Origin of the sequence: Kitasatospora sp. NPDC088134 (genome assembly GCF_044741705.1) — a bacterium.
Classification (GTDB): Bacteria; Actinomycetota; Actinomycetes; order Streptomycetales; family Streptomycetaceae; genus Kitasatospora.
On sequence record NZ_JBIUTD010000043.1, the window covers coordinates 1 to 25,426 of the forward strand.

25 protein-coding genes, 2 tRNA genes and 1 other RNA gene are annotated in these 25,426 nt (G+C 73.3%); 16 read left to right on the forward strand and 12 right to left on the reverse strand.

Annotated features, from left to right (window positions below; all coding sequences use genetic code 11):
• Positions 1–33 precede the first annotated feature (33 nt).
• Entirely contained in the window at positions 34–894 is an 861-nt protein-coding gene (locus ACIOHG_RS36345; RefSeq protein ID WP_400957718.1) for an IS982 family transposase, read from the forward strand.
• A 377-nt stretch (positions 895–1,271) separates the two neighbouring features.
• Here the strand turns inward: ACIOHG_RS36345 and ACIOHG_RS36350 are convergent.
• A tRNA-Ser gene (locus tag ACIOHG_RS36350) sits at positions 1,272–1,359 on the reverse strand.
• Between the two features lie 142 nt (positions 1,360–1,501).
• On the opposite strand from ACIOHG_RS36350, the gene ffs reads away from it, so the two are divergent.
• The 8 genes from ffs to ACIOHG_RS36390 all read left to right on the forward strand — a co-directional run bounded on the left by ffs (position 1,502) and on the right by ACIOHG_RS36390 (position 9,335).
• Positions 1,502–1,592: signal recognition particle sRNA small type (gene ffs / locus ACIOHG_RS36355), an RNA gene on the forward strand.
• A 64-nt stretch (positions 1,593–1,656) separates the two neighbouring features.
• The gene (locus tag ACIOHG_RS36360) at positions 1,657–3,900 is read left to right on the forward strand and encodes a DNA polymerase III subunit gamma and tau (protein WP_400957608.1); all 2,244 of its coding nucleotides are present in this window, start codon (positions 1,657–1,659) and stop codon (positions 3,898–3,900) included.
• 179 nt (positions 3,901–4,079) lie between these two features.
• Positions 4,080–4,394 (forward strand): YbaB/EbfC family nucleoid-associated protein, encoded by a 315-nt coding sequence (locus ACIOHG_RS36365; RefSeq protein WP_400957720.1) that lies wholly within the window; start codon positions 4,080–4,082, stop codon positions 4,392–4,394.
• Between the two features lie 276 nt (positions 4,395–4,670).
• Positions 4,671–5,270, forward strand: coding sequence for a recombination mediator RecR (gene recR, locus ACIOHG_RS36370; protein WP_400957611.1), 600 nt, complete (start codon positions 4,671–4,673; stop codon positions 5,268–5,270).
• Entirely contained in the window at positions 5,263–5,925 is a 663-nt protein-coding gene (locus tag ACIOHG_RS36375; protein WP_400707322.1) for a DUF5063 domain-containing protein, read from the forward strand. The genes recR and ACIOHG_RS36375 overlap by 8 nt, the downstream gene beginning before the upstream one ends.
• A gap of 293 nt (positions 5,926–6,218) precedes the next feature.
• Positions 6,219–7,499, forward strand: a complete 1,281-nt coding sequence (locus ACIOHG_RS36380) for an aspartate kinase (protein ID WP_400957613.1) — start codon at positions 6,219–6,221, stop codon at positions 7,497–7,499.
• A gap of 266 nt (positions 7,500–7,765) precedes the next feature.
• A complete protein-coding gene (locus ACIOHG_RS36385) occupies positions 7,766–8,293 on the forward strand; it encodes a SigE family RNA polymerase sigma factor (RefSeq protein ID WP_400957723.1) in 528 nt (175 codons plus the stop codon).
• On the forward strand, positions 8,286–9,335 hold the full coding sequence (locus ACIOHG_RS36390; RefSeq protein WP_400957616.1) for a hypothetical protein: 1,050 nt from the start codon (positions 8,286–8,288) through the stop codon (positions 9,333–9,335). The genes ACIOHG_RS36385 and ACIOHG_RS36390 overlap by 8 nt, the downstream gene beginning before the upstream one ends.
• 199 nt (positions 9,336–9,534) lie before the next feature.
• On the opposite strand, the gene ACIOHG_RS36395 is transcribed toward ACIOHG_RS36390, so the two are convergent.
• Complete coding sequence (locus ACIOHG_RS36395) at positions 9,535–10,116, reverse strand: hypothetical protein (protein WP_400957619.1); 582 nt, start codon at positions 10,114–10,116, stop codon at positions 9,535–9,537.
• A gap of 140 nt (positions 10,117–10,256) precedes the next feature.
• On the opposite strand from ACIOHG_RS36395, the gene ACIOHG_RS36400 reads away from it, so the two are divergent.
• Both ACIOHG_RS36400 and ACIOHG_RS36405 read left to right on the forward strand, forming a co-directional pair.
• Positions 10,257–12,080 (forward strand): prolyl oligopeptidase family serine peptidase, encoded by a 1,824-nt coding sequence (locus tag ACIOHG_RS36400; RefSeq protein WP_400957622.1) that lies wholly within the window; start codon positions 10,257–10,259, stop codon positions 12,078–12,080.
• 31 nt (positions 12,081–12,111) lie between these two features.
• Complete coding sequence (locus tag ACIOHG_RS36405; protein ID WP_400957625.1) at positions 12,112–12,693, forward strand: hypothetical protein; 582 nt, start codon at positions 12,112–12,114, stop codon at positions 12,691–12,693.
• Between the two features lie 7 nt (positions 12,694–12,700).
• Here the strand turns inward: ACIOHG_RS36405 and ACIOHG_RS36410 are convergent, their stop codons facing one another.
• The gene (locus ACIOHG_RS36410; RefSeq protein WP_400957628.1) at positions 12,701–13,483 is read right to left on the reverse strand and encodes an SURF1 family protein; all 783 of its coding nucleotides are present in this window, start codon (positions 13,481–13,483) and stop codon (positions 12,701–12,703) included.
• 116 nt (positions 13,484–13,599) lie between these two features.
• On the opposite strand from ACIOHG_RS36410, the gene ACIOHG_RS36415 reads away from it, so the two are divergent.
• The 3 genes from ACIOHG_RS36415 to ACIOHG_RS36425 all read left to right on the forward strand — a co-directional run bounded on the left by ACIOHG_RS36415 (position 13,600) and on the right by ACIOHG_RS36425 (position 15,715).
• Positions 13,600–14,172: a helix-turn-helix domain-containing protein gene (locus ACIOHG_RS36415; protein ID WP_400957631.1), complete on the forward strand. Its 573-nt coding sequence runs from the start codon at positions 13,600–13,602 to the stop codon at positions 14,170–14,172.
• A complete protein-coding gene (locus ACIOHG_RS36420; protein WP_400957633.1) occupies positions 14,169–14,696 on the forward strand; it encodes a GNAT family N-acetyltransferase in 528 nt (175 codons plus the stop codon). The genes ACIOHG_RS36415 and ACIOHG_RS36420 overlap by 4 nt, the downstream gene beginning before the upstream one ends.
• Before the next feature lie 86 nt (positions 14,697–14,782).
• The gene (locus ACIOHG_RS36425; RefSeq protein ID WP_400957636.1) at positions 14,783–15,715 is read left to right on the forward strand and encodes a GlxA family transcriptional regulator; all 933 of its coding nucleotides are present in this window, start codon (positions 14,783–14,785) and stop codon (positions 15,713–15,715) included.
• A gap of 28 nt (positions 15,716–15,743) precedes the next feature.
• On the opposite strand, the gene ACIOHG_RS36430 is transcribed toward ACIOHG_RS36425, so the two are convergent.
• Complete coding sequence (locus ACIOHG_RS36430) at positions 15,744–16,109, reverse strand: YybH family protein (protein WP_400957640.1); 366 nt, start codon at positions 16,107–16,109, stop codon at positions 15,744–15,746.
• 101 nt (positions 16,110–16,210) lie between these two features.
• Here ACIOHG_RS36430 and ACIOHG_RS36435 point away from each other — a divergent pair, with 101 nt between their 5' ends.
• Positions 16,211–17,089: a LysR substrate-binding domain-containing protein gene (locus tag ACIOHG_RS36435; RefSeq protein ID WP_400957643.1), complete on the forward strand. Its 879-nt coding sequence runs from the start codon at positions 16,211–16,213 to the stop codon at positions 17,087–17,089.
• A gap of 40 nt (positions 17,090–17,129) precedes the next feature.
• Here the strand turns inward: ACIOHG_RS36435 and ACIOHG_RS36440 are convergent, their stop codons facing one another.
• The 8 genes from ACIOHG_RS36440 to ACIOHG_RS36475 all read right to left on the reverse strand — a co-directional run bounded on the left by ACIOHG_RS36440 (position 17,130) and on the right by ACIOHG_RS36475 (position 24,838).
• Entirely contained in the window at positions 17,130–18,248 is a 1,119-nt protein-coding gene (locus ACIOHG_RS36440) for an aminopeptidase P family protein (RefSeq protein WP_400957645.1), read from the reverse strand.
• A gap of 15 nt (positions 18,249–18,263) precedes the next feature.
• The gene (locus ACIOHG_RS36445; RefSeq protein ID WP_400957647.1) at positions 18,264–19,622 is read right to left on the reverse strand and encodes a dipeptidase; all 1,359 of its coding nucleotides are present in this window, start codon (positions 19,620–19,622) and stop codon (positions 18,264–18,266) included.
• Between the two features lie 51 nt (positions 19,623–19,673).
• Complete coding sequence (locus tag ACIOHG_RS36450; RefSeq protein ID WP_400957649.1) at positions 19,674–20,108, reverse strand: hypothetical protein; 435 nt, start codon at positions 20,106–20,108, stop codon at positions 19,674–19,676.
• Positions 20,105–21,580 (reverse strand): APC family permease, encoded by a 1,476-nt coding sequence (locus ACIOHG_RS36455; RefSeq protein WP_400957651.1) that lies wholly within the window; start codon positions 21,578–21,580, stop codon positions 20,105–20,107. Before ACIOHG_RS36455 ends, ACIOHG_RS36450 begins: the two co-directional genes overlap by 4 nt.
• 174 nt (positions 21,581–21,754) lie before the next feature.
• Positions 21,755–22,687, reverse strand: a complete 933-nt coding sequence (locus tag ACIOHG_RS36460) for a YDG/SRA domain-containing protein (RefSeq protein ID WP_400957653.1) — start codon at positions 22,685–22,687, stop codon at positions 21,755–21,757.
• Between the two features lie 76 nt (positions 22,688–22,763).
• Positions 22,764–23,669 carry a YDG/SRA domain-containing protein gene (locus tag ACIOHG_RS36465; protein ID WP_400957656.1) on the reverse strand — a complete coding sequence of 302 codons (906 nt, stop codon included), beginning with the start codon at positions 23,667–23,669 and terminating at the stop codon, positions 22,764–22,766.
• Between the two features lie 73 nt (positions 23,670–23,742).
• Positions 23,743–23,816, reverse strand: a tRNA-Pro gene (locus tag ACIOHG_RS36470).
• Positions 23,817–23,893: 77 nt separating this feature from the next.
• A complete protein-coding gene (locus ACIOHG_RS36475) occupies positions 23,894–24,838 on the reverse strand; it encodes a metallophosphoesterase (RefSeq protein ID WP_400957659.1) in 945 nt (314 codons plus the stop codon).
• A 131-nt stretch (positions 24,839–24,969) separates the two neighbouring features.
• Here ACIOHG_RS36475 and ACIOHG_RS36480 point away from each other — a divergent pair, with 131 nt between their 5' ends.
• Positions 24,970–25,425: a GatB/YqeY domain-containing protein gene (locus ACIOHG_RS36480; protein WP_400957661.1), complete on the forward strand. Its 456-nt coding sequence runs from the start codon at positions 24,970–24,972 to the stop codon at positions 25,423–25,425.
• Position 25,426 lies beyond the last annotated feature (1 nt).

Here is a 25,426-nt window from a genome sequence, read left to right on the forward strand (position 1 = left end):
GAGGCCCTGTCTTCATGCGCCCACCATCCCGCGATCACCCGAACGAGAATCCCGTTCGATCGACAACCCCCGCGAGCGGTACGACAACGGCTACTCAGTGACGCCGAGCTGGTCACCCTCGCGGTGATGCAGGCCCTGCTCGGCTTCACCTCCGAGCGCCGCTGGATCCGCCACGCCTCGTCCCACCTGCGGCACCTGTTCCCGTACCTGCCCGGGCAGTCGGGCTACAACCGGCGCCTGCGCAAGGCCGCCGACCTGGTCGCACAGGTCAATCACCTGCTCGCGACGGACACCTCCCTGTGGAGCGACAGCGTGTGGGTCGTGGACTCCACCCCGGTGGAGTGCGGCCGCTCCCGCGAGACGGCCAGGCGCTCGGACCTGGCCGGCTGGGCCGAGTACGGCTACTGGGCCAGCCACTCCCGATACTTCTGGGGCCTGCGGCTGCACCTGGTGTGTACCCTGCAGGGCCTGCCCGTCGCCTTCGCGCTGACCGGAGCGAAGGCCGACGAACGAACGACCCTGCTCGGCATGCTCCACACCGAACCCGGCCTCGTCGCCGCCCGGCCCGGCCGGACCGTAATCGGCGACCGGCAGTACTACGGCCGCGTCTTCGAGCACGAACTGGCAGAGTGGGGACTCCACCTGCTGCGGCCGGCCCGCAGGGGCGAACCCCCGCGAGCCGGATCTGCCCTGTTCAAGCCACTGCGACAGGTCATCGAGTCCGTCAACCAGACCTTCAAGGCCCAACTCGACCTCGAACGCCACCAGGGCCGGACCCCGGGCGGTGTCATGGCCCGGGTCCTGCAACGCATCCTCGCCCTGACCTGCGCGATCTGGCACAACGACCGCACCGGCCAGCCCGTCATGCGCTCGCTGACCGCCTACGACCACTAACCCTTCGCATCAATCATCTAGCCCGCCAGCTCGCGGCCCGCCCTTCGAGCGGGCAACTATGTGGGCCTCCTCGCCGAAGACCGAGGGGTCGTCGCAGTCAGTTCCGGGTGTGACGACCTGGACCCGGCAGATTGCGCACCGGCCGCCTGCTTCACACCAGATGATCTTGCGGGTCTTGTTGGACACAGCTATGAAGAGCACCCTGCCAGAGCAGCAGTGCCCAGCGGGGGCGAATGCGATGGCTCGGTCAGAGAGTCCGACCGTCGGATGCGGTCGAGCAGTCAGCCGTTCCTGGCGGATCCTGGCAACTGCAACCACGCAACGACGAAGGCCCCGACCGCTGGGCGGTCGGGGCCTTCGTTATGGCTGGTCAGCCATGGCGGAGGATACGAGATTCGAACTCGTGAGGGGTTGCCCCCAACACGCTTTCCAAGCGTGCGCCCTAGGCCTCTAGGCGAATCCTCCGTGGGAGAGCTTAGTACATGTCGAGGGGTGGTTGCGACCACGGTCTCGCAGGTGGGCGGCCGGGGGTGGCCTGCGGATCGGAGTCGGGGGAGTTCGGGGGTGGGTGGGGGGAGTGGGGGCGGGGATCCGCTACTCTTGGGGCAGCCCCTCGTGTGGCGTCATCTCTCTGAACCCCCCCAGGGCCGGAAGGCAGCAAGGGTAAGAGGGCTCTGGCGGGTGCGCGAGGGGTCCTTGCGTTTTCGGGGCCGGGGCGGCGGGGTGCCCCGTTTGTCGGCCGGGCCCGATATCTTCGGGGGCGTGTCCCTAGCCCTGTACCGCCGCTACCGCCCCGAGACCTTCGCGGAGGTCATCGGGCAGGAGCACGTGACCGTCCCGCTCCAGCAGGCCCTGCGCAACAACCGGGTCAACCACGCGTACCTGTTCAGCGGGCCGCGCGGCTGCGGCAAGACGACCAGTGCCCGCATCCTCGCCCGCTGCCTGAACTGCGAGCAGGGCCCGACGCCGGAGCCCTGCGGCGCGTGCCAGTCCTGCCGGGACCTGGCGACCGGCGGCCCCGGCTCGATCGACGTGATCGAGATCGACGCGGCCTCGCACGGCGGTGTGGACGACGCCCGCGACCTGCGGGAGCGGGCGTTCTTCGCGCCGGTCCACAGCCGGTACAAGATCTTCATCCTGGACGAGGCGCACATGGTGACCTCGGCCGGCTTCAACGCGCTGCTGAAGGTGGTGGAGGAGCCACCGGAGCACCTGAAGTTCATCTTTGCCACCACCGAACCGGAGAAGGTGATCGGGACGATCCGCTCCCGCACCCACCACTACCCGTTCCGGCTGGTGCCGCCCGGCACGCTGCGCGACTACCTGGCGCAGGTCTGCGGGCGGGAGGGCATCCAGGTCGAGGACCCGGTGTTCCCGCTGGTGGTGCGGGCCGGCGCCGGCTCGGTGCGCGACTCGATGTCGGTGATGGACCAGCTGCTGGCGGGCGCCGACGAGGCCGGCGTGACGTACCGGATGGCCACCTCGCTGCTTGGGTACACCGACTCCGCGCTGCTGGACGAGGTGGTGGACGCCTTCGCCGCGCAGGACGGGGCGACGGTGTTCCAGGTGGTCGACCGGGTGGTCGAGGGCGGGAACGACCCGCGCCGGTTCGTCACGGACCTGCTGGAGCGGCTGCGCGACCTGGTGATCCTGGCGACGGTGCCGGACGCGGGGGAGAAGGGCCTGATCGACGCCCCGGCCGACCGGATCGCCGTGATGCAGGCCCAGGCCGACCGCTTCGGCCCGGCCGAGCTCAGCCGCGCCGCAGACATCGTGAACACCGGCCTGACCGAGATGCGCGGCAACGCCGCCCCCCGGCTGCAGCTGGAGCTGATCTGCGCCCGGGTGATGCTGCCCGGCGCGTACGGGGACGAGCTGTCCACGCAGGCCCGGCTGGACAAGCTGGAGCGCCGCGCGTCGGCCGGTGGTTTCGCCGCGCCCGCGCCCATGCCGCCGACGGCCTTCCAGCCGTCCGCCGCCCCGATGCCCGCCGCTGCAATGCCCGCGGCCCCGATGCCCGAGCCCGTCGCGCCGATGGCTCCCCAAGCCGCGCCGGTCCAGCAGCCCCCCGCGCCCGTCGCCCCGACCGGCCCCGCCCCCGGCGCCTGGCCGATCCCGCGCAGCTTCGCCCCCGGTGAGCAGGCGGCCCAGAACACCCCGGCGGCCCCGGCCCCCGCCCCGCACCCGGAGCCCGCCGCACCCCAGCAGCAGGCCCAGCAGGCCCAGCCGTCCCAGCCGTCCCAGCCGCAGGCCCCTCAACACGTGACCCAGCAGATCGCGCAGCCCCCGATGCCCCAGCAGCCGTCCGCCGCGGCCCAGCAGGGCGCCGGGCAGATCCGGCAGATGTGGCCGCAGATCCTGGAGGCGGTGAAGAACCGCCGCCGGTTCACCTGGATCCTGCTGAGCCAGAACGGCCAGGTGGCCGGGTTCGACGGCAGCACCCTGCAGGTCTCGTTCGTGAACGCGGGCGCCCGGGACAGCTTCGTCGGCAGCCACAGCGACGACGTGCTGCGGCAGGCGCTGACGGACGCGCTGGGCGTGGACTGGCGGGTGGAGTGCATCGTCGACCCCTCGGGCGCGACGAACTCGCCCGCGGCGCAGTCCGCGCCCGCCCCGGCCGCCTCCCCCGCGAGTGGGGGGTGGGGCGCTCCGGCCCGCCCGGCCGCCCCGACGGCACAGTTCGCGCCCCCGGCGCAGGCCCCGGGCGCGCCCGTCCCGCCGCCCGCCGTCCAGCAGCCGTCGGCCCCCCCGGTGTCGGCCCCGCAGGCCGCGCCGGTCCAGCAGCCCCCCGTGCAGCAGGCCCCCGCCGCCCCGGCCCGCCCGGCCCCCGCGCCGCAGGTGCGGACCGCGCCCCCGGTGCAGGCCCAGCCGGTGGTCGCGCCGGAGGACGACGTGCCGGAGGAGGACGACCCGGACTTGAACGAGGACGTGTTCTCGGCCCAGGAGCTGATCGTCCGCGAGCTGGGGGCGACGGTGCTGGAGGAGATCCACCACCGCCAGAGCTGAGCCGCAAACAGGAGCGGGCGGTCGACGGCTCGAACTGACGTGGTGCCGACGGGCGGCCGCGTAGGCTCGGGGACGAGGTGCCGGCGCGGGCGCTCCCGGGGGTTCCGGGGCGGTCCGGGGCGGCGCGTGAGTGGCGAAGGATCGAGGAGAGTTCCGTGTTCCCTGGTGGCCAGCCGAACATGCAGCAGCTGCTGAAGCAGGCGCAGAAGATGCAGGAGGAGCTCGGCCGGGCTCAGAAGGAGCTGGCCGAGACGCACGTGTCCGGGTCCGCGGGCAGCGGCTTGGTCGAGGCGACGGTGACGGGTGCGGGCGAGCTGGTCTCGCTGGTCATCTCCCCGTCGGCGGTCGACCCGGAGGACACCGAGACCCTGGCCGACCTGGTGGTGGCCGCGGTGCGGGACGCGAACGCGGCCGCGCAGAAGCTCCAGGCCGAGCGGATGGGCCCGCTGACCCAGGGCCTGGGCGGCGGCGGCATCCCCGGCCTGCCGTTCTGACCCGGGCCGTTCTGACCCGGGCCGTTCTGACCGGTCCGTCCTGACCCGGGCCGTTCCGACCCGGTCTCTTCCGACCCGGGCCGTCCTCAACAGGGCCGGCCGACGACGGCCGAGGCCGTTCAACGCCCGACCGGAAGCGGAAGCTCCCGGAGCAGGGGTTGTGTGATTTATGCGCGAGTAGGGCGTCGGGCGGTGTGTCCGACGCCCGATTCGTTGGATGATGGCACCGGAGGGCGGCACCTGGGTGCGGCCCCCGACCGAAGGAAGGCGTGGCGGGTGTACGAGGGCGTGGTGCAGGACCTGATCGACGAGCTGGGCAGGCTGCCCGGGGTCGGTCCGAAGAGCGCCCAGCGGATCGCCTTCCACATCCTGCAGGCCGATCCGGTGGACGTCCGGCGGCTGGCGCACGCGTTGCAGCAGGTGAAGGAGAAGGTCCGGTTCTGCACGGTCTGCGGCAACGTCGCGGAGGCCGAGCAGTGCCGGGTCTGCCTGGACCCGCGGCGCGACCTCGCGGTCATCTGCGTGGTGGAGGAGTCCAAGGACGTCGTGGCGATCGAGCGGACCCGTGAGTTCCGCGGCCGCTACCACGTGCTGGGCGGGGCGATCAGCCCGATCGAGGGCGTCGGTCCGGACGACCTGCGGATCCGTGAGCTGATGACGCGGCTCGCGGACGGCACGGTCACCGAGCTGATTCTGGCCACCGACCCCAATCTGGAGGGGGAGGCGACCGCGACCTACCTGGCCCGGCTGTGCAAGCCGATGGGTCTGAAGGTCACCCGGCTGGCGAGCGGACTGCCCGTCGGCGGGGACTTGGAGTACGCCGACGAGGTCACCCTCGGCCGGGCGTTCGAAGGGAGACGACTGCTCGATGTCTGACCGTACCGACACCTCTGAACTGCCGGGTCCGCTGGGCCGGACCGACGCCCCGGACGACTTCGCGGTGCAGATCGCGGACTCGGTGGAGAGCTTCGTGCTCGCGGTCACCGAGGTGGCCAAGGGCGACGAGCCGGGCAGCGCGATCTCGCTGCTGCTGCTGGAGGTGTCGCAGCTGCTGCTGGCGGGCGGCCGACTCGGCGCGATCGAGGACGTGCTGCCGGAGGACCGCTTCGAGCCGGACGCCGGCCCGGAGCCGGACGGGGTGGAGCTGCGCGAGCGGCTCGCCGAACTGCTGGCGCCGATCGACGTCTACCACGAGGTCTTCGACCCGTACGGCCCGCCGGAGAAGCCGAGCGCGTTCCGGATCTCGGACGATCTTGCGGGCGTGGTCAGCGAGTTGAGCCACGGCCTGACGCACTACCGCGAGGGCCGGGTGTCCGAGGCGCTCTGGTGGTGGCAGTTCTCGTACCTGTCCAACTGGGGCTCGACCTGCACGGCGGTGCTGCGGGCGCTGCAGTCGCTGATCGCGCACGTGCGGCTGGACTCGCCGCTGGGCGCGGTGCCGGACGGCGCGGACACCGACGACGACGGGCTGACCGACGAGCAGTTGGAGCAGCAGGCCGGCGACCTGATGGCGGCCGAGCTCGGCCTGTAGGCGGCCGAACCCGGCCTCCAGGCACGCCGGGTGGACGCACCCACCGGCGCACGACGCCGCCCCCGCGCCCCGGTGTGACGCAACAGTCACCCGGGGCGCGGCGGTGAAGATTCCGGGACGGGGACCGGGGCGCGGGCGGCGATTCTTCGGGGCGGACGCTCGGGGCCCGCAGACCTGCCGGTCGGCGGTGACCGCAGTTCGATATGCGCATCTCACCATGTGAAAGGCGTCGGTCGGGCCACCCCCGCTCGTTAGACTGGCGGCGACCTACCACCCCGAGTCGAGGAGCCCCCGTGGGCCTTGTCGTGCAGAAGTACGGCGGCTCGTCCGTCGCGGATGCCGAAGGCATCAAGCGCGTCGCCCGCCGCATCGTGGACACCAGGAAGGCCGGTCACGAGGTCGTCGTCGTGGTCTCCGCGATGGGCGACACCACGGACGAACTCATCGAGCTCGCGGAGCAGGTGACGCCGATTCCGTCCGGCCGCGAGTTCGACATGCTGCTGACCGCCGGCGAGCGCATCTCGATGGCGCTGCTGGCGATGGCGATCCGCACGCTGGGCTTCGACGCCCAGTCGTTCACCGGCAGCCAGGCCGGCGTGATCACCGACTCGACCCACAACAAGGCCCGCATCATCGATGTGACGCCGGGCCGGATCCGCAACGCCCTGGACGAGGGCAACATCGCGATCGTGGCCGGCTTCCAGGGCGTGTCGCAGGTCTCCAAGGACATCACCACGCTGGGCCGCGGCGGCTCGGACACGACGGCGGTGGCGCTGGCGGCCGCGCTCGGCGCCGAGGTCTGCGAGATCTACACCGACGTGGACGGCGTGTTCACCGCCGACCCGCGGGTGGTCAAGAAGGCCCGCAAGATCGACTGGATCGCCTTCGAGGACATGCTGGAGCTGGCCTCGTCCGGCTCGAAGGTGCTGCTCGACCGCTGCGTGGAGTACGCGCGGCGCTACAACATCCCGATTCACGTACGATCGTCGTTCTCCGGTCTCCCGGGGACGATCGTCAGCGGCACCAACCCGAACAAGCCCGAAGGGGGCGAGATGGAGCAGGCCATCATCTCCGGAGTCGCCCACGACACGTCGGAGGCCAAGGTCACCGTCGTCGGCGTGCCCGACAAGCCGGGCGAGGCGGCCCGGATCTTCCGCGCGATCGCGGACGCCGAGGTCAACATCGACATGGTCGTGCAGAACGTGTCGGCCGCGGCCACCGGCCTGACCGACATCTCCTTCACGCTGCCCACCAACGAGGGCCAGAAGGCGATCGACGCGCTGAACCGGGTCAAGGAGGGCATCGGCTACGAGTCGCTGCGCTTCGACGACGCGATCGGCAAGATCTCGCTGGTCGGCGCGGGCATGCGGTCCAACCCGGGCGTCACCGCGACCTTCTTCGAGGCGCTGTCCGAGGCGGGCGTCAACATCGAGCTGATCTCCACCTCGGAGATCCGGATCTCGGTGGTCACCCGGGCGGAGGACGTGCCGGAGGCGGTCCGCGCCGTGCACTCCGCGTTCGGCCTGGACAGCGCGGGCGACGAGGCGATCGTCTACGGCGGCACCGGCCGCTGAGCCGGCACCGGCCGCCGAGCCGGGGCCCGCACAGCGCGACGGTTGTGTGCGGGACGGGTGAAGCGGACCCGGCCCGTCCGCCGGGTCTGCCAGAATCCCCCTTCGGAGCGAGTGCGCTCCGGAGGGGGATTTCCTCTCGGTCGAAGAACGCCCTCCGGCGGGGGCAACCAGGACAGGGGATCGGGTGTCCAACCAGCATGCGGAACGTGACAGGGGCAGCGGTGGCGGTCACCCTGCCCGGGGCGGCCCGGCGGGCCGGTAGTCGGATGGGCTTTGCTGCGGCGGCAGCGGACGCGACCGGGGCCAGCGTCGACCAGCTCACCGACACCTACCGGGCCCACTACCGTTCACTGCTGCGGCTCGCCGCCCTGCTGCTCGACGACCTGTCCTCCTGCGAGGACGTCGTGCAGGAGGCTTTCATCCGGGTGCACGCCGCCCGGCGCCGGGTCCGCGACCCGGAGAAGACCCTCGCCTACCTGCGGCAGACCGTGGTCAACCTGTCCCGGTCCACGCTCCGCCGCCGCCTGCTCGGGCTGCGACTGCTGCCCAAGCCGATGCCTGACATGGCCAGTGCAGAAGAAGGGGCCTACGATGCGCTGGAGCGCGACGCACTGAAGGCCGCGCTCCGGGGGTTGCAACGCCGTCAGCGGGAGGTGCTGGTGCTGCGCTACTACGCCGACCTGACGGAGGCTCAGGTCGCCGAGGTGCTCGGCATCTCCATCGGCTCCGTCAAGGCGTACGGCTCGCGCGGACTCGCCGCCCTCCGGGTGCGGCTGGAGACCGGCGATGAGTGAACCCCACCACCCCGGCCCCGGTGCCGGACTGACCGAGGACCAGCTCCGCGCCCGCCTGCACCGCGCCGTCGCCGCCGTCGAACCCGGCCCCGGCGCGCTGCCCCGGCTGCGCGCCGCCGTGCCGCGCCGCCGGGCCGCCCGGCGGCGGGCCCTGGGCGGCGCCGCGGTGCTGGCCGCCGCCGTCGCGGTGCTGCCGGTGGTGAACGCCACCCGGCCGTTCGACCTCTCCGGCGTCCCGGCCGACGGCCCGGCCGCCACCGGTCCGCAGCCCGGCCCCACCCCTTCCGCGAGCGGTCCCAGCCCGCACCCGCGCCCCGGCACCGGCGGACCGGTGGTCGGCCAGGGCGTCGGCACCGGCCCCGCGGCCAGTGCCTCCGCCGACCCGGCGGCCGGCCCGGGCACGGCCGCCGCCGTGCCCGCCTGCGGGCCCGTCGACCTCGGCCGGGCCGACGCCCAGCAGGCCGCAGCTGACCCGGCGGGCAAGGTCTACGGCTGGTTCCAGCTGACCAACACCACCGCCCACGCCTGCCGGGTCCAGAGCCCGGGCCGGCTCGACCTCGGGACCGGCGCCACCGGCGTCCGGCTGCTCGCCCACACCGTCGGCGATCCGGCGGGCTCGCTGACCGACCCGGCCGCGCTGCCGCCCGAACTGCTGCTCGGCCCCGGCAGCGCCTACCTGGTGCGCTTCGCCTGGGTGCCGACCCGCTGCGGCGACCCCACGACGACGCCCAGCGGGTCGAGCAGCCCCCAGCCCGTGCCCGCCGCGGCCTCGCCGGCCGCAGCCGCCGCCGACCCGGGCCCGGGCCCGGTGCAGCCGCTGACGGCCGTCGACCCCAGCCCGACGGGTGCCCCGACGCCCGGCGCGACGGCCGGCCCGACCCCGCCGACCGGCCCGGTCCTCGGCTACGCGCCCGACGGGGCCGCCGCCCCGGCCGCCGCCACCGCGCTACCGGCGGGCTGCGGCGGCACCGTCTACTTCACCGGCCCGGAGCCCGCGCCCGTCCCGGCGGGCGCGGCCCCCAGCCCGACGGCCCGCACCTGACGCCGCACACCTGGCGCCGCGCACCCGACGCTGCGGACCTGACACCGCCCCGGGAGTACCACCGGCCGGCGCAGGCCGACGTGGCGGGTCGCCCGGCCGGCCGCGCCCGTCCGGGTCCGAGGGGCCGACAGGAGGCGGGGTCGAGAGGCCGCAGGAAGCCGACGCTGAGGAGCCGTCGGGGAGGTTGTTCGGCGGGCGCTCAGATGCCGAGCGAGCGGGCCCGGCCGCGGGCGCTGTCGAGCAGGGCGTGCACCTCGGCCTGCCGCCGCCCGGGGTGGTCGTTCCAGACGTCCGGGGAGGGCACGGGCCGTCCGGTGGCGTGCAGCACCTCCATCACCTGGGCGCGGGCCCGGCGGACGGTGTACGCGGTGCCGTAGCCGTGCGCGAGGACGGCGGTCTGCGCGCCCAGCAGGCAGACCCGCCCGGCGCCGTCCCAGAGGGCGCCCTGGGTCCAGCCCGCCTCGGCCAGGTAGCGGGAGGTCAGCTCCAGGTGCCCGGCGACGCTGACCTCCACCGGCCGGGCCGGGCGGCGGGCCAGCCGGTCCAGCAGCGAGCGGTGGGGGAGCGGGTGGCCGTGGTTCCAGGGCTGCCGCACCGAGCCGTACCGGGCGGGTGCCGCTGGTGCCGAGGGTGCCGCGGGCGCCGGAGCCGGGGCGGGCAGGCCGGCCAGGTACTGCTCGATCTCCTCGACCAGACCCAGCTCCAGGCCCAGCTCCAGGGCCAGGCGGTGCGGGTCCAGCAGGTCGAACGGGGGCGCGGGAACGGGTGCGGGGACGGGCACGGCGGACTCCTCGTGTTCGTTCTGTCCGTATTTGTACCTTTTCTTTTGATAGACCGTCAGGAGCCGCACCGCATCCGCTGCGTGCCCGACCGTTCGGCACCCCCGTTCCGATCCCTCCCGGTATCGGGTTGGATGGGTGCATGAACGAGCAGACGAACGTCGTTCCGGCGTGGGAGCAGCGGTTCCGGGCGGCGCGGGTCTCGTTGCCCGAGTGGGCGGACGAGGCACCCGACCGGGCGCTGTACGTGTCCAACGCCACCGGCACCTACGAGGTGTACGCGTGGGACCGGGCCACCGACGAGCACCGCCGGGTCACCGACCGCCGGAGCGGCACCACCGACGCCGAACTCAGCCCCGACGGCGAGTGGATCTGGTGGTTCGACGACACCGACGGCGACGAGTTCGGCGTCTGGCGCCGCCAGCCCTTCGCGGGCGGCCCCGACGACGAGGCCGCCCCCGGCGTCCCGGCCGCCTACTCGGCCGGCCTGGCGCTCGGCCGGGACGGCACCGTGGTGGTCGGCACCTCCACCGACGACGAGGGCACCACCCTCCACCTGATCCGCCCCGGCGCGGCCGGGCCCGAGGTGGTCTACCACCACGCCGAGTACGGCGGCGTCGGCGACCTCTCGCACGACAGCGCCCTGCTGGCCGTCGACCACACCGAGCACGGCGACGCGATGCACTCGGCGATCCGGGTGCTGCGCCTGGCGGACGGTGCCACCGTCGCCGAACTGGACGAGGTCACCGGCCGCGCCGAGCCGCGCGGCGTCGCCTGCCTGGGCTTCGCGCCCGCCCCCGGCGACACCCGGCTGCTGGTCGCCCACCAGCGCCGGGGCCGCTGGGAGCCGATGCTCTGGGACGTCGCCACCGGTACCGAGACCGAACTCGGCCTCCGCGACGAGCAGGGCCGCGCGTTCCCCGGTGACCTGTCCGCGCAGTGGCGGCCGGACGCCCGGACGCTGCTGATCGAGCACGAGTACGAGGCCCGCTCCGAGCTGTTCTCCTACGACCTCGACAGCGGTGCCCTGACCCGGCTGGACACCCCGCGCGGCACCGTCTCCGGCGCCACCGCCCGCCCCGACGGCACCGTCGAGTTCCTCTGGTCCTCGGCCGCCGAGCCGTCCGCGGTCCGCTCCACCTCCGGCGCGGTCGTGCTGCGCGCCCCCGGCCCCGTCCCGCCCGGCTCGGTCCCGGTCGAGGACGTCTGGGTGGACGGCCCGGGCGGCCGGGTGCACGCCCTGGTCCAGCGCCCGGCCGGGGACGGCCCGCACCCCACCGTCTTCGAGGTGCACGGCGGACCGACCCACCACGACAGCGACTCCTTCGCGGCCGGGCCCGCCGCCTGGCTCGACCACGGCTTCGCCGTCGTCCGGGTCAACTACCGGGGCTCCACCGGCTACGGGCAGGCCTGGACCGACGCCCTCACCGAGCGGGTCGGCCTGATCGAGCTGGAGGACATCGGCGCCGTCCGGGCCTGGGCGGTGCAGAGCGGCCTCGCCGACCCGGAGCGGCTGGTCCTCTCCGGCGGCTCCTGGGGCGGCTACCTCACCCTGCTCGGCCTCGGCACCCAGCCCGACCACTGGACCCTCGGCCTGGCCGCCGTCCCCGTCGCCGATTACCTCACCGCCTACGCGGACGAGATGGAGGCGCTGAAGTCCCTGGACCGCACGCTGTTCGGCGGCACCCCCGAGGAGGTCCCCGACCGCTGGCGGGCCTCCTCCCCGCTGACGTACGTCGAGCAGGTCAAGGCCCCGGTCTACATCTCGGCCGGCGTCAACGACCCGCGCTGCCCGATCCGCCAGATCGACAACTACGTCCGCAGGCTGGAGGAACTGGGCAAGGCCCACGAGGTCTACCGCTACGATGCCGGGCACGGTTCGCTCGTCGTCGACGAGCGGATCAAGCAGCTCCGGCTGGAGATCGACTTCGTCCGGCGCCACCTGGCGCCCGGCACCGTCCGATGACCGGCGGACCGACCGACGAGGGGAAGAACTGATGGGTGGGCGCGCCGTGCTGGCCGCCGCCGCGGTCGGCGCCGTCCTGCTGACCGCCGCGGGCTGCTCCTCCGGCGACGACCGCCGCGGCTGCGTGCAGGCCGCCGGCGCGCCCCACTCCGACACCGGGCTGACGGTGCTCGCCAAGAGCAAGAGCGGCGGCAGCAGTAGCAGCAGCGGTCGCAGCTCCAAGGGCTCCAGCGGTTCGGGCAGTTCCAGCAGCTCCGGCAGCAGGTCCAGGTCCGGTTCCGGCAGTTCGAACAGCTCGGGCACCACCCCGCACTACACCGGCGGCGGCAGCACCGTGGTGCACCACTACCACCACCGCACCAGCGGCTCCACCCGCACCGACGACTACGTGGACGAGTGCGGCAACCCGTCGCCCGCGCCCGGGTCCTTCGGCTCCTTCGACGCCTGCCCCCCGCCGGGCGCGTTGCCGGTCCCGGGCGCCGCCGCCCCGACGGCGGGCGCGCCGACCGCCGCGGCCGCCCCGCCGCTGCCCTGCGGCACCCCGGGCGCCCAGGGCGGGAAGCCCTCGGCCGGGCCCTCGGCCAAGCCGGTGCCCAGCCCGAGCAAGCGCTGACGGGCCGTCAGTCCAGGGCCGGATCCAGTCCGAGGGCCCGGTCCTGGACGGCCTCCGCCTCGCGGCGCGCCAGCCGGAACCACATGAACACCACGAACCCGGCGAAGACGAACCACTCCAGCGTGTAGCCCAGGTTCTGGAACGCCCGCAGGCTCAGCCCGTCCCCGCCCTGCGGCTGCACCGTCGGCACCGCCGTCAGCCCCGCCGGGACGTCGTCCGCCGCCACCCAGCCGTCGTACACCGGGTACGGCAGCACGTTCACCAGCGTCGCCGGGCTGATCGTCCCCAGCTGCCCGGCGGGCAGGCCGCCCGCGACCGCGCCGCCGCTCCCGCTGTTCTCCGGTGCCTGCAGCCGGCCGGTCACGTCCACCGGCCCGGCCGGCACCTCCGGCGCCGCCCCGGGCTCGCCCGCCGCCCAGCCGCGCACCACGGCCACCGCCCGGCCCCCGTCGGTCAGCAGCGGCGTCAGCACGTAGTACCCCTGCCGCCCGTCCACCGTCCGGTCCGGCACCACCAGCTGGTGCGCCCCGTCGTACGAGCCGGTCAGCCGCACCGCCCGGCCCACCGTGTCCGTCCCGACCTTCGCCGCCCCGTCCGGCAGCACCGCCGCGAACGGCCGCACCTCGCCCTGCGCGGTCCCCGCCGCGGCCTTCCCGTTCTCCCGGTGCGTCGACATCCGCGACTCGAACCGCCCCAACTGCCAGGTCCCGAGCATCAGGCAGACCGCGATCGCCGCCACCGCGACGACCGTGCCGACAAGCCACCGCGGGCTGAACAGGAACCGGTACACCCCACCACGGTAACCACACTTCACACCCGGGAATCCCACCGGGTGGCCGCCCCGCCGCGCCCTCGCGGTACGCGCGCCCGCCCGCCGCGTCCCGCAGTTGAGATACTGTCCCTGATGTGAGAAACGATCCCCCCGGCGACGCCGATCACCGCCTCGCTGCCCGCCTCGCCGCGCTGCGCGCCGACCGCGGCTGGTCGCTGGACGACCTCGCCGCCCGCAGTGCCGTCAGCCGCTCCACCCTCTCCCGGCTGGAGCGCGCCGAACTGAGCCCCACCGCAGCCCAGTTGGGCCGCCTGTGCGCGGCGTACGGCCGGACGATGTCCCGGTTGCTGGCCGAGGTGGAGGCCGAGCCGCCGGGCCTGCTGCGGGCGGCGGAGCAGCCGGTGTGGCAGGACCCGGAGGCGGGGTTCTCCCGGCGCTCGGTCTCGCCGCCGCACCCGGGCCTGCGCGCCGAACTGGTCGAGGGCACCCTCCTCCCGGGGGCCACCGTGCGCTACGACGGCCCGCCCGTACCGGGGCTGGAGCAGCACCTGTGGGTCCTGGCGGGCACCTTGCGGCTGACCCTCGACGACGGTCCGCAGCACCTCGCGCCGGGGGACTGCCTGCGCTTCCGGCTGCACGGCGCCTCCGAGTTCCACTGCCCCGGCCCGGAGCCGGTCCGCTACCTGGTCGCGGTGGTGCTGCCGTGAGCGCCGAGCTCCACCCGCTCTCCGCCGCCGGCCTGGACGCCCACCTCGACGGCCTGGCCGCCCTGCTGCTGGACGCCGTCGCCGACGGCGCCTCGGTCGGCTTCCTGGCGGCGGTCACCCACGGTGAGGCGGCCGCCTGGTGGGCCTCGCTGCGCCCGTCGGTCGCGGACGGCAGCCGGCTGCTCTGGATCGCCCGGGACGGCGCGGGCCGCGTGCTGGGGACGGTCGCGCTGGTCCGCGAGTCGAAGCCGAACGGCCGGCACCGGGCCGAGCTGGTGAAGCTGCTGGTGCACCGGGACGCCCGGGGCGCGGGCCTGGGCCGCCGCCTGCTGGCGCACGCCGAGGACGCGGCCCGCGCGGCGGGCGTCACCCTGCTGCTGCTCGACACCCAGGCCGGCAGTCCGGCCGAGCACCTGTACCGGACGGCGGGCTGGACGCCGTTCGGCACCGTCCCGGGCCACGCCGCGACCCCGGACGGGGTGCTCGCCGACACCACCCACTACTACAAGCAGCTGCACCCCTGACCGCCGAACGGCCACCGGACCCGGACGGCAGGAAAGGTGGGGTACGTGTCCTTGCTGCCACCGCCCCGCCCGGCCACCCTGGGAGGATGCAGACCCGCAGCGTCCTGATCGTCCTGTTCGACGGCGTGCAGAGCCTCGACGTCACCGGCCCGCTGGAGGTGTTCAGCGGTGGCGGCGCGGCGTACACCGTGACCACCGCCTCGCCGGGCGGGGCGCCGGTCCGGGCGTCCAGCGGCCTGCGGATGCTGCCGGACGCGGACCTGGCGGAGGTCGGGCCGGTGCACACCCTGGTGGTGCCCGGCGGCAGCGGCGCGCGCCGGTCGGGGCCGGAACTGCCGCCCCGGCTGGCCGAGTTGGCGGCGGGTGCCGAGCGGGTGGTGTCGGTCTGCACCGGCACCTTCCTGCTCGCCGAGGCGGGCCTGCTGGCGGGCCGCCGGGTGACCACGCACTGGCGGCACAGCGCGGCGCTGGCGGCCCGGTACCCGGAACTGACGGTGGACCCGGAGCCGATCTGGGTCCGGGACGGGCGGTTCTTCTCCTCGGCGGGGGTGACGGCCGGCATCGACCTGTCGCTGGCCCTGGTCGAGCAGGACCTGGGGCGGGAGGCGGCGCTGGCGGTCGCCCGGACCCTGGTGGTGTTCCTGCGCCGCCCGGGCGGGCAGGCCCAGTTCTCCACCCAGCTCTCGGCCCAGCTCGCCGAACGCGACCAGGTCCGCGAGGTGCAGCGCTGGATCACCGAGCACCCGGAGGACGACCTGTCGGTGCAGGCGCTGGCCCGCCGGGCGGCCCTCTCGCCCCGGCAGTTCGCCCGGGTGTTCACGGCGGACGTCGGCGTCACCCCGGGCCGCTACGTGGCGAGCGCCCGCCTGGAGGCGGCCCGCCGCCGGCTGGAGGACTCCCGCGACGGCGTCGAGCAGGTCGCCCGCTCCTGCGGCTACGGCTCGGCCGAGGCGATGCGCCGGGCCTTCGCCAGGACCCTCTCCACCACCCCGGCCGACTACCGCCGCCGCACCCGCTGACGACCCGTCACGGGCCCTGCCCCCGCCGTCAGCCCTGCGGGCGCTGGAACTCCGGCTGGTCGAGCAGCCGCAGCCAGCTGCCGTCGGGCTGCTGCCGGACCACCTGGGCCCGGGCACCGCTGCCGTCCTTCGGCGGGGTGGCGGTCAGCGCGATGCCGTCGGCGGCGAGGGTGGGCAGCGGCGGCTCGGGGGCGAACTGCGGGCGGTGCGCCAGCACCTGCTCCCAGAGCGCCCGGATCGCGGCCCGGCCGACCGTGAACTGCCCGGGCGGGTAGGCCATCACGGCGTTCTCCTCGTAGAGGGCGGCCACCCCGGCGGCGTCGCCCGCGTTGGAGCGCTCCACGAACAGCCGGGTCAGGTCCTCCGGTGCCATCGCCTTCTCGTACTCGCTCATGCCGGCCTCCGTGCTCCTGGTCGCTTCCTGCGCCTCCAGTCTCCCGCCGCCCCGATCAGAAATCCAACAGCTGGTTCTGCTCCGAGCTAGAATTCTCACTCATGGAACTGAGGCAGCTGGAGTACTTCCTCGCCGTCGCCGAGGAGCGCAACTTCACCCGCGCCGCCGAGCGGGTGCACATCAGCCAGTCCGGGGTCAGCGCCCAGATCCGGCAGCTGGAAAAGGAGTTGGGCGCCGAGCTGTTCGACCGCTCGGCCCGCGCCGTCACCCTCACGGTCGCGGGCAAGGCCGCCCTGGAGCACGCCCGGCAGGCGCTGGCCGCGGCCCGCGCGGTCGGGCAGGCGGTCGGCGAGGTCACCGACCTGATCCGCGGCAGCCTGCGGATCGGCATGGTCGCGGGCTGCACCCTGACCCCGCTGTTCGACGGCCTGGCGGCCTTCCACCGGGCTCACCCGGGCGTCGAACTCGCCCTGCTGGAGGACGACTCGGAGCGACTCACCGAGGCCGTCCGGGCGGGCGCCCTCGACCTGGCGCTGATCGGCCGGGCCGCCGACACCCCGGAGGGCCTGGACGCGCACACCGTGATCAGCGAACCGCTGGTCGCCGCCGTCCCGCCCGGCCACCCGCTGGACACCGGCCGCACCACGCTCGCCGCACTCCTCGCCCACCCGCTGATCTGCATGCCGCCCGGCACCGGCCTGCGCGCCGTCCTCGACCGCGGCTGCACCGCCCGCAGCCTGACCCCGCACATCGCCCTGCAGGCCACCGCCGCCTCCGCGATCGCCGACCTGGCGGTCCGCGGCCTCGGCGTCGCCGTGCTCAGCCGCTCGATGGCCGCCGCGTTCCCCGCGCTCCGCCCGGTCGCCGTCACCGACCTGACCGTCCCGGCCCTGCTCACCCTGGTCAACCGGCCCGCCCCGCCCCCGGCCCTGCGCGCCCTGCTCTCCGAACTGCGCCGCGCCTTCCACCTGCCGACCTGACGGAGGGCCGCCCCCGGGCGGCCCTCCGTCCCGCACCCGCCTAGCTCACGAAGGCCAGCTCGTGCGGCGTCCCGTTGAACCGCAGCCCGCCGTCCTCGGTGACCGTCACGATGTCCTCGATCCGGACGCCGAACCGCCCGGGCAGGTAGATCCCGGGCTCGATCGAGAAGCACATGCCGGGCACCAGCACCTGCGTCTCGCCCTCCACCATGTACGGCGGCTCGTGGGTGGTCAGCCCGATGCCGTGGCCGACCCGGTGCACGAAGTACTCGCCGTACCCGCCGTCGGTGATCACCTTCCGGGCCACCCGGTCGATCTCCTGGCAGGTCACCCCGGGCGCGACGGCGTCGAACGCGGCCTGCTGGGCGCGCCGCACCAGGTCGTGGACGGCCAGCACCTCGGCCGGCGGCTCGGTGCCGACGAAGACGGTGCGGGTGGTGTCGGAGCCGTAGCCGTCCTTCAGCCCGCCGAAGTCCAGCACCACGGTGTCGCCGAGCTGGATCACCCGGTCCCCGGCCTCGTGGTGCGGGTTGGCGCCGTTCGGACCGGAGCCGACCACGGTGAAGTCGACCTGGCTGTGCCCGTGCTTCGTCAGCAGCGCGGCCAGGTCGGCGGCCACCTGGTTCTCGGTCCGCCCGGCGAACGGCACCGCCAGGATCTCCCCGTACGCCAGGTCGGCGGCCGCCCCGGCGGCGGCCAGCCGCTCCAGCTCGTCGTGGTCCTTCACCGCCCGCAGCATCGGCAGCACTGCGGTCAGCGAGGCGTACGAGCTGCCGGGCAGTGCCTGCTGGAGGCCGAGCAGGTGCATCGCCCAGGCGTTGTCGGAGATCCCGTACCGGCCGTCCGGGTCCAGGTGCGGCGCGAGCGCCGCGTACGGGTCCTGGCCGTCGGTCCAGTCGGCCATCCGGACGGCCTCCGCGCCCGGTGCGTGCTCGGCGTCCGGGCGCTCCAACTTCGGTACCAGCAGCACGGGTTCGACACCGGCCGCGATCACCAGCGCGGTCAGGCGCTCGGTCATCGCGGTCGGCCGGTAGCCCGTCAGGTACTGCAGGTCGGGGCCGGGGGTGACGACCAGTCCGGCCAGTCCCGCGTCCGCGGCGGCGGTCGCGGCACGGGCCATCCGGGCCTGGAAGTCGGCGGTGGTGAACGGCTCGGGCATGGGCTCCCTCTCGGCTCAGCGGTGGGCGGCGGTCGCGTAGTGGCGCAGGAACAGCGCCTCGACCTGGGCCATGTGCTGGATCTCGGACGGGTCGACGCTCTCGTTGGGCGCGTGGATCAGGCAGCGCGGCTCCTCCACGCCCATCAGGACGATCTCCGACTCCGGGTACTGCGCGGCCAGCACGTTGCACAGCGGGATCGAGCCGCCCTGCCCGAGGAAGGACAGCGGCTTGCCGTAGACCTCGCGGGCCGCCCGGTCGAGCGCCGCGTACGCCCGGCCGTCGGTGGCGGCCTTGAACGGCGAGCCCTTCGACTCCGGCTCCACCGTGACCTGCGCGCCCCACGGCGCGGCCGCGACCAGGTGCGCGGTCAGCGCGTCCTGCGCGGTGCCGGGGTCGGTGCCGGGCGGCACCCGCAGGCTGACCCGGGCCCGGGCCGTCCCGGGGATCGCGGCGGCCGAGCCGACCACCGGCGCGCAGTCGATGCCCAGTACGGTGACCGCGGGACGGGCCCAGAGCCGGTCCGCGACCGTCCCGGAGCCGGTCAGCGCGACCCCCTCCAGCACGCCCGCGTCCGCCCGGAACTGCTGCTCGTCGTACCCGACGCCGTCCCAAGCACCGTCCGCGGGAAGGCCGTTGATCGCCGTCCCGCCGTCCGCGTCGCGCAGCGAGTCGAGCATCCGGATCAGCGCGGCCAGCGCGTCCGGGGCGGGGCCGCCGAACATCCCGGAGTGCATGTCCGACTCCAGTGTCCGCACCGTGACGACCACGTTCGCCAGGCCGCGCAGCGAGGTGGTCGCGGTCGGCACCCCGACCGCGGCGTTGCCGGTGTCGCAGACCAGCAGCACGTCCGCGTGCAGGTCCTCGGGGTGCTGCGGGACGTACGCCTCCAGGCCGCCGGTGCCCTGCTCCTCGGAGCCCTCGGCGACCAGCTTGATCCCGACCGGCAGGTCGTCGCCGAGCGCCCGCAGCGCGGTGAGGTGCATGACGACGTTGCCCTTGCAGTCCGCGGTGCCGCGCCCGTACCAGCGGCCGTCCCGCTCGGTCAGCTCGAACGGCGGGGTGGTCCAGGCGTCGTCGTCCAGCGGCGGCTGCACGTCGTAGTGGCAGTACAGCAGCACCGTCGGCGCGCCCGGCGGCGGCGGCCGGTGCCCGAGGACGGCGTGGCTGCCGTCCGGGGTCTCGACCAGCCGGACGTCGCGCAGGCCCGCGTCGGTGAACGCGGCGGCCACCCACTCGGCGGCCTCCCGGCAGCGCTCCGGCGGCTGCTGGCGCGGGTCCGCGACCGAGGGGATGGCGACCAGCTCGGCCAGGTCGGCCTTGGCACGGGGCATCAGGGCCGCGATCCGCGCGGCGAGTTCGGTGTCGGTGGTCATCTGGTGCAGCTCCTCGGCGGTCCGTCAGTTCTCGACCGGGTCATCGGTCTGTCAGTTCTTGACCGTGTCACCGGTCTTGTAGTCCTTGATCGTTTCCTGGTAGTCGGCCAGCCGGTCGGGGCAGTAGACGCTCAGCACGACCGAACCCGCCGCGATCGTACGGGCGTTGGCGATGACCGGGCGCTGCCCGGGGCCGCCCGCCCCGTTCGACAGCTGCACCCGCTGCAGCGCGCGGTTCAGCGCGCTGCCCGGGTCGGCGCACACCGCGCCGCCGTCGGTGCCCAGGGTCCGGGCGATCTGGCCGCGGTCCGGCGCCGGGTAGCCGGTCGCCTGCAGCTTGCCGATCAGCTCGTCGGCCTTCCGGTACGCCTCGTTGGTGGCGTGCTGCTGGGTGAAGCTCAGCAGGCCGACCACCGCCATGCCGACCAGCACCACGATCGCGCCGACGTAGATCCACTTGTGCTGGGACGCCATCCGGGTGCTCATGCCGCCTCCGCCTCGATCGCCGCGGCCGCCGCCGGGTCGCGCCACTCCGGCTTGCTGGCCTTCAGGAACGCGAACGGGACGATCACGCCCAGCAGCAGCAGGCCGCCGCCGACGATCCCGATGTACGACCACACGCTGCCGCCGCCGAACTGCGAGGACGGCACGAAGCCGATCGCCATCGCCGCCGCCGAGGCCAGCAGGCCCACCACGCACAGCGCGACCAGCGCCGGGGCCCGGTAGCCGCGCGGGTGGTCCGGCTGGGTCTTCCGCAGCCGGATCGCGGCCGCGAACATCAGCAGGTAGACGATCAGGTACACCTGCGTGGTGATCACCGAGAAGATCCAGTACACGCTGGAGACGTCCGGGATCAGCGCGTACATCAGTGCGATGGCGGTGGTCAGCACGCCCTGCGCGACCAGGATGTTCTGCTGGACGCCGTGCTTGTTCAGCTTCTGCAGCGACGGCGGCAGGTAGCCCTCCTGGCGGGAGATCATCAGCAGGCCCTTCGACGGGCCGGCCAGCCAGGTCAGCATGCCGCCCAGCGAGGCCGCCACCAGGCCGACCGCGATCAGCGGCGTCAGCCAGCCGATGTGGAAGTACTGGAAGAACGCGTCGAAGGCCTGCATCACGCCCGCCGTCAGCGACAGCTGGTCGGCCGGCACCACCCAGCTGATCGCCAGCGCGGGCAGGATGAAGATCAGCAGCACCATGCCGACCGCCAGGAACATCGAGCGCGGGAACTCCTTGCCCGGGTTCTTCAGCGAGGAGACGTGCACCGCGTTCATCTCCATGCCCGAGTAGCTCAGGAAGTTGTTGACGATCAGCACCAGGCTGGCCAGGCCCGTCCAGGCCGGCAGCAGGTGGCCGGTGTCCATCGGCGCCGCCGAGCCGTTGCCCTGGCCCAGGAACACGAAGCCCAGCAGCACCAGCAGCGCGCCCGGGATCAGCGTCCCGATGATCAGGCCCCAGGAGGCCAGGCCGGCCACCGCGTTCGTCCCGCGCGAGGAGACCCAGACGCCGGTCCAGTACAGCACCATGATCACGATCGCGGTGTACAGGCCGTTGCTGGCCAGGCTCGGGTCCACCACGTACGCGATCGTGCTCGCCACGTACGCCAGCAGGCTCGGGTAGTAGAAGATCGTCATGGCGAACTGGCACCACACCGCGAGGAAGCCGAGCGGCTTCGACAGGCCCTGCGCCACCCAGTTGTAGACGCCGCCCTCCCAGCCCGAGGCCAGCTCCGCCGAGACCAGCGCCGTCGGCAGCAGGAACACGATCGCCGGCACCACGTACAGGAACACACAGGCCAGGCCGTACACCGCCATCGTCGGCGAGGACCGCAGGCTCGCCACCGAACTGGTCGTCATCAGCGCCAGCGTCACCCAGGTCATCCTGGGCGCGGCCACCTTCTTCGCCTTCTCCGCCACCGCCGCCGCCCCGCCCCCCGGGCTCGGCACCTCAGCCGTGCTCATCCACCACCTCCACCACCGGCCCCGCCCACGGGAGCCCACCCCTCCCACCCTCCGGCCCCGCCCCCCGCCCCGCATCCGAGAACCCGCCCCCACCGCCCCCGACTCACCGGAACGGCCCAGCAACCCCCCTGACGACCCCTCAGCCGGGCCCGCCGAACGGCGCTTGTGACGCTCTCAGCGGGTGGAGCCGGGGCCGGGAGCCGGTACGGGTGCATGGACCCATCCGCGGGAGTGGTGCGCCCGGTGGTAGGCCAGGTACTTCGGATCGATCTCATGGGCATCGTGCAGTGTCAGTCGCCCCAAGGACCTACCGGTCGCCAGATCGATGACCGACAGATCGTCATCGATGCTCAGCATCCCGAAGTCGAAGAGCGTGTGGTGGTTCGGGCAGAGACAGAGCACGTTGGCGGGTATGTCCGGCCCGTTGTGCGGCTTCCCGAGTCCCTGGATGTGTGCGGCCTCCGCGTAGGCGCCTGTGGGCGTGGGCAGCCGGAGTCCGCACACCTGACAGGTGAAGTCGTGCACGCGCTTGACGAAATCCGCCACCGAGGTGCTGCGCACGATGCGCTGGACTTTGACCTCCACCCGGGTCAGCGTGGTCCGCCCCGCGGGCCGGTGCGGTGCGCGGTCGGGCTTCTCACCTTCTTCCAGCTGGGCGAGCCGGTAACGCCACACCAGGAAGCCCGAGCGGCCGAGCTCCGACCAGTAGTCCTCCACCCGGAAGAGTCCGTCGTAGCGGTACCCGTCCACCGCTTTTCGCCGATGCTCGGTCAGACTACGCACCACCCGGACGGGCCAACCGGTGCTCAGGCTCGTCACCAGGGCGGCGTTTCCCCGAGTGAGCTCCTGGTCCTTCACCTGCTGGCCAGTGGCGGCGTCCCGTCCTCCCTGACCGGTGTAGATGATGACGTTGCCGTAGTCCTCGTCGTCCTCGTACCCGCCGGAGACCACGATCGACTGGGCGCCGTGTTCCTTCCTGCCGCTGATACCCGCTTGCAACTGGCGGTGCACGCCCGCATCGAAGAGCAACCTACGACTGGCGAAGATCTGGCCGAGGTCAACGCCGGGAACGGGGCCGAAGTCGGAGTCCACGTGATCATGCTTCATTCGCCAATTGTCCCGATCAGTCCTGCCTGAGCCTCCCTTCGTGCCCGATCTGTGACTTCTTGCCGATGAGCAGCACTCAGCTTCCGGGCACCCAACGCCGACGGTGAGCCTGGACGAAACGGACATCGATGCGGTGCTGCCTGACCGTCCGCAGCTCACCGATCTGCTCATGGGCGAGACCGTCGACGACACGGAGGTCGTCGGTGAGGTATCGAGCCCCGTAGTCGAAAAGCACATGGCAGTTGGGGCAGAGGCAGAGCACGTTCTCTACGATGTCGGGGCCGTTGTAGGGCTGGCCGATCGCCAGGATGTGCGCGCCCTCGCTGTAGGAAAGCCCTCCTGGCACGGACAGGAGCTGATGACACATCTGGCACTGACCTCGGTGCCACTGCTTCACCCGCTGCTTGACGGCGCTCTTCCTGACGGACCGCTGGATCTGGCTGGACTGTCGGGGCACCGGAGGGTGCACCTCTTCGCCGTGGAACGGGGTGACGTACTCCTCCTCTGGCGTCCGGTCGTCGTCGGAACCCTGGAGCGTGTCCACTGCGACCAAGCGGAACTGCCAGGTGAGGAAGCCATTCACGTAGATGCTCCGGTGCGAATCCACCCGGAACAGCCCGTCGTAGCGGAACCCGGTGTCCGGTGCGTACGGCGATTCGTTGCCGGACCCACGGATGACCCGTACCAGGTGCCCTTCGAGTTCACTGCGGACCAGGCCGGCGTTGCCGTGGGCGGTGATGTCCTGATCCCCGACCTGTCGTCCGTTTTCGTTACCACCATGGCCGGTGTAGAGGATGACGTCGCCGAAGTCTTCGTCCGTGCTGTAGCCACCCGAGATGACGATGGAGTCGGCTCCCTCATCGCCCTGGCCGCTGATGCCGCCGACGAGCGGAGCGTGCAGTCCTGCCTTGCGCAGGGCGGCACGGTTCACGAACCACGTGCCAACGGGGTACCCCGAGATGTGACCGAAGACCTTTGCCATGATCCAAGTTTGGCAAAGGGGTGTGACAATGCAGAAGGACCCACCCGATTCCTCGGATGGGTCCTTCTCTGGGTCGGGGTAGCGGGATTTGAACCCACGGCCTCTTCGTCCCGAACGAAGCGCGCTACCAAGCTGCGCTATACCCCGGTCCTGCGGTGTTGCTCTCCGTGTCCGGCGCAACGAGTAGAACTCTACAGGAGGTGGGGCCGGAGACGAAATCCGGTTTAGTGGCTGGTCGGGGTGAGGGTGAGGAGGGTGGCTTCGGGGGGGCAGGCGAAGCGGACGGGGGTGTAGCGGTTGGTGCCGCAGCCGGCGGAGACGTGGAGGTGGGAGCGGCGGCCGGCGGCGGTGTGGGTGGAGAGGCCCTTCACGCGGTCGGTGTCCAGGTCGCAGTTGGTGACGAGGGCACCGTAGAAGGGGATGCAGAGCTGGCCGCCGTGGGTGTGGCCGGCCAGGATCAGCGGGTAGCCGTCGGCGGTGAAGGCGTCCAGCGAGCGCAGGTAGGGCGCGTGGACGACGGCGAGCGAGAGGTCGGCGTCCGGGTCGGGGCCGCCGGCCACCGCGGCGTAGTCGTCGTGGCGGATGTGCGGGTCGTCGAGCCCGGTGAAGGCGAGGTCGAGGCCGGCGACGGTGAGGCGGCCGCGGGCGTTGTTGAGGTCGAGCCAGCCGGCCTGGTCGAAGCCGTCGCGGAGCTTCTGCCACGGGTTGTGGACGGCACCGGTGATGCCCCGGCGGCCGGAGCCGTCGCGGTTGTTGGTGCCGTGGGCCCCGGTGCGCAGGGCCTTCAGGTAGCGGGTGGGGCTCTTCGGGGTGGGCCCGTAGTAGTCGTTGGAGCCGAAGACGTAGACGCCGGGGAACTCCATCAGCGGCCCGAGCGCGTCCAGCACGGCGGGCACGCCCAGCGGGTCGGAGAGGTTGTCGCCGGTGTTCACCACCAGGTCGGGGCGGAGCCCGGCGAGGTTCTGCAGCCAGCGCCGCTTCTTCTCCTGCCCGATGACCATGTGGATGTCGGACACCTGGAGGACCCGGATCGGCCGTGCCCCGGCGGGCAGCACCGGGACCTCGACCCGGCGGAGGCGGAACGAGCGCACCTCGTACCCGGCGGCGTAGACGAGACAGGCGGCACCGGTGGCGGCGACACCGAGCGGGACGGAGTACAGCGGTCGCATCGGTCCATGGTCTCAGACCGTCCGGACGGGCCCGGGGGAGGGCCGGGGCGGACGGGTGGTGGGGGAGGCCGGGCGGCGGTCGGACGGTAAAGGAGCGGCGTCCGGTCGGGCCAGGTGCCAGAATCGGCGGCATGACGACGCTCAAGGAGCAGCTGCAGGAGGACCTCACGGCTGCGATCAAGGCACGCGACGAGCTGCGCTCGTCGACCATCAGGCTGACGCTGTCCGCCGTCACCAGCGCGGAGGTGTCGGGCAAGCAGAAGAAGGAGCTGTCCGACGCCGAGGTGCTGCAGGTGATCGGCAAGGAGGCGAAGAAGCGCCGCGAGGCCGCGGAGGCCTTCGAGGGCGCCGGTCGGGCCGAGCAGGCCGCGCGGGAGCGTGCCGAGGGCGTGCTGCTGGACGCCTACCTGCCGCAGCAGCTGACGGACGAGGAGCTGGCCGGGATCGTGGCCGCCGCGGTGGCGGAGTCCGGGGCGAGCGGCCCGCAGGCCATGGGCGCCGTGATGAAGCTGGTCCGCCCGCAGGTCGAGGGCCGGGCGGACGGCGGCCGGGTGGCCGCCGCGGTGAAGGCCGCGCTGGCCGGCTGAC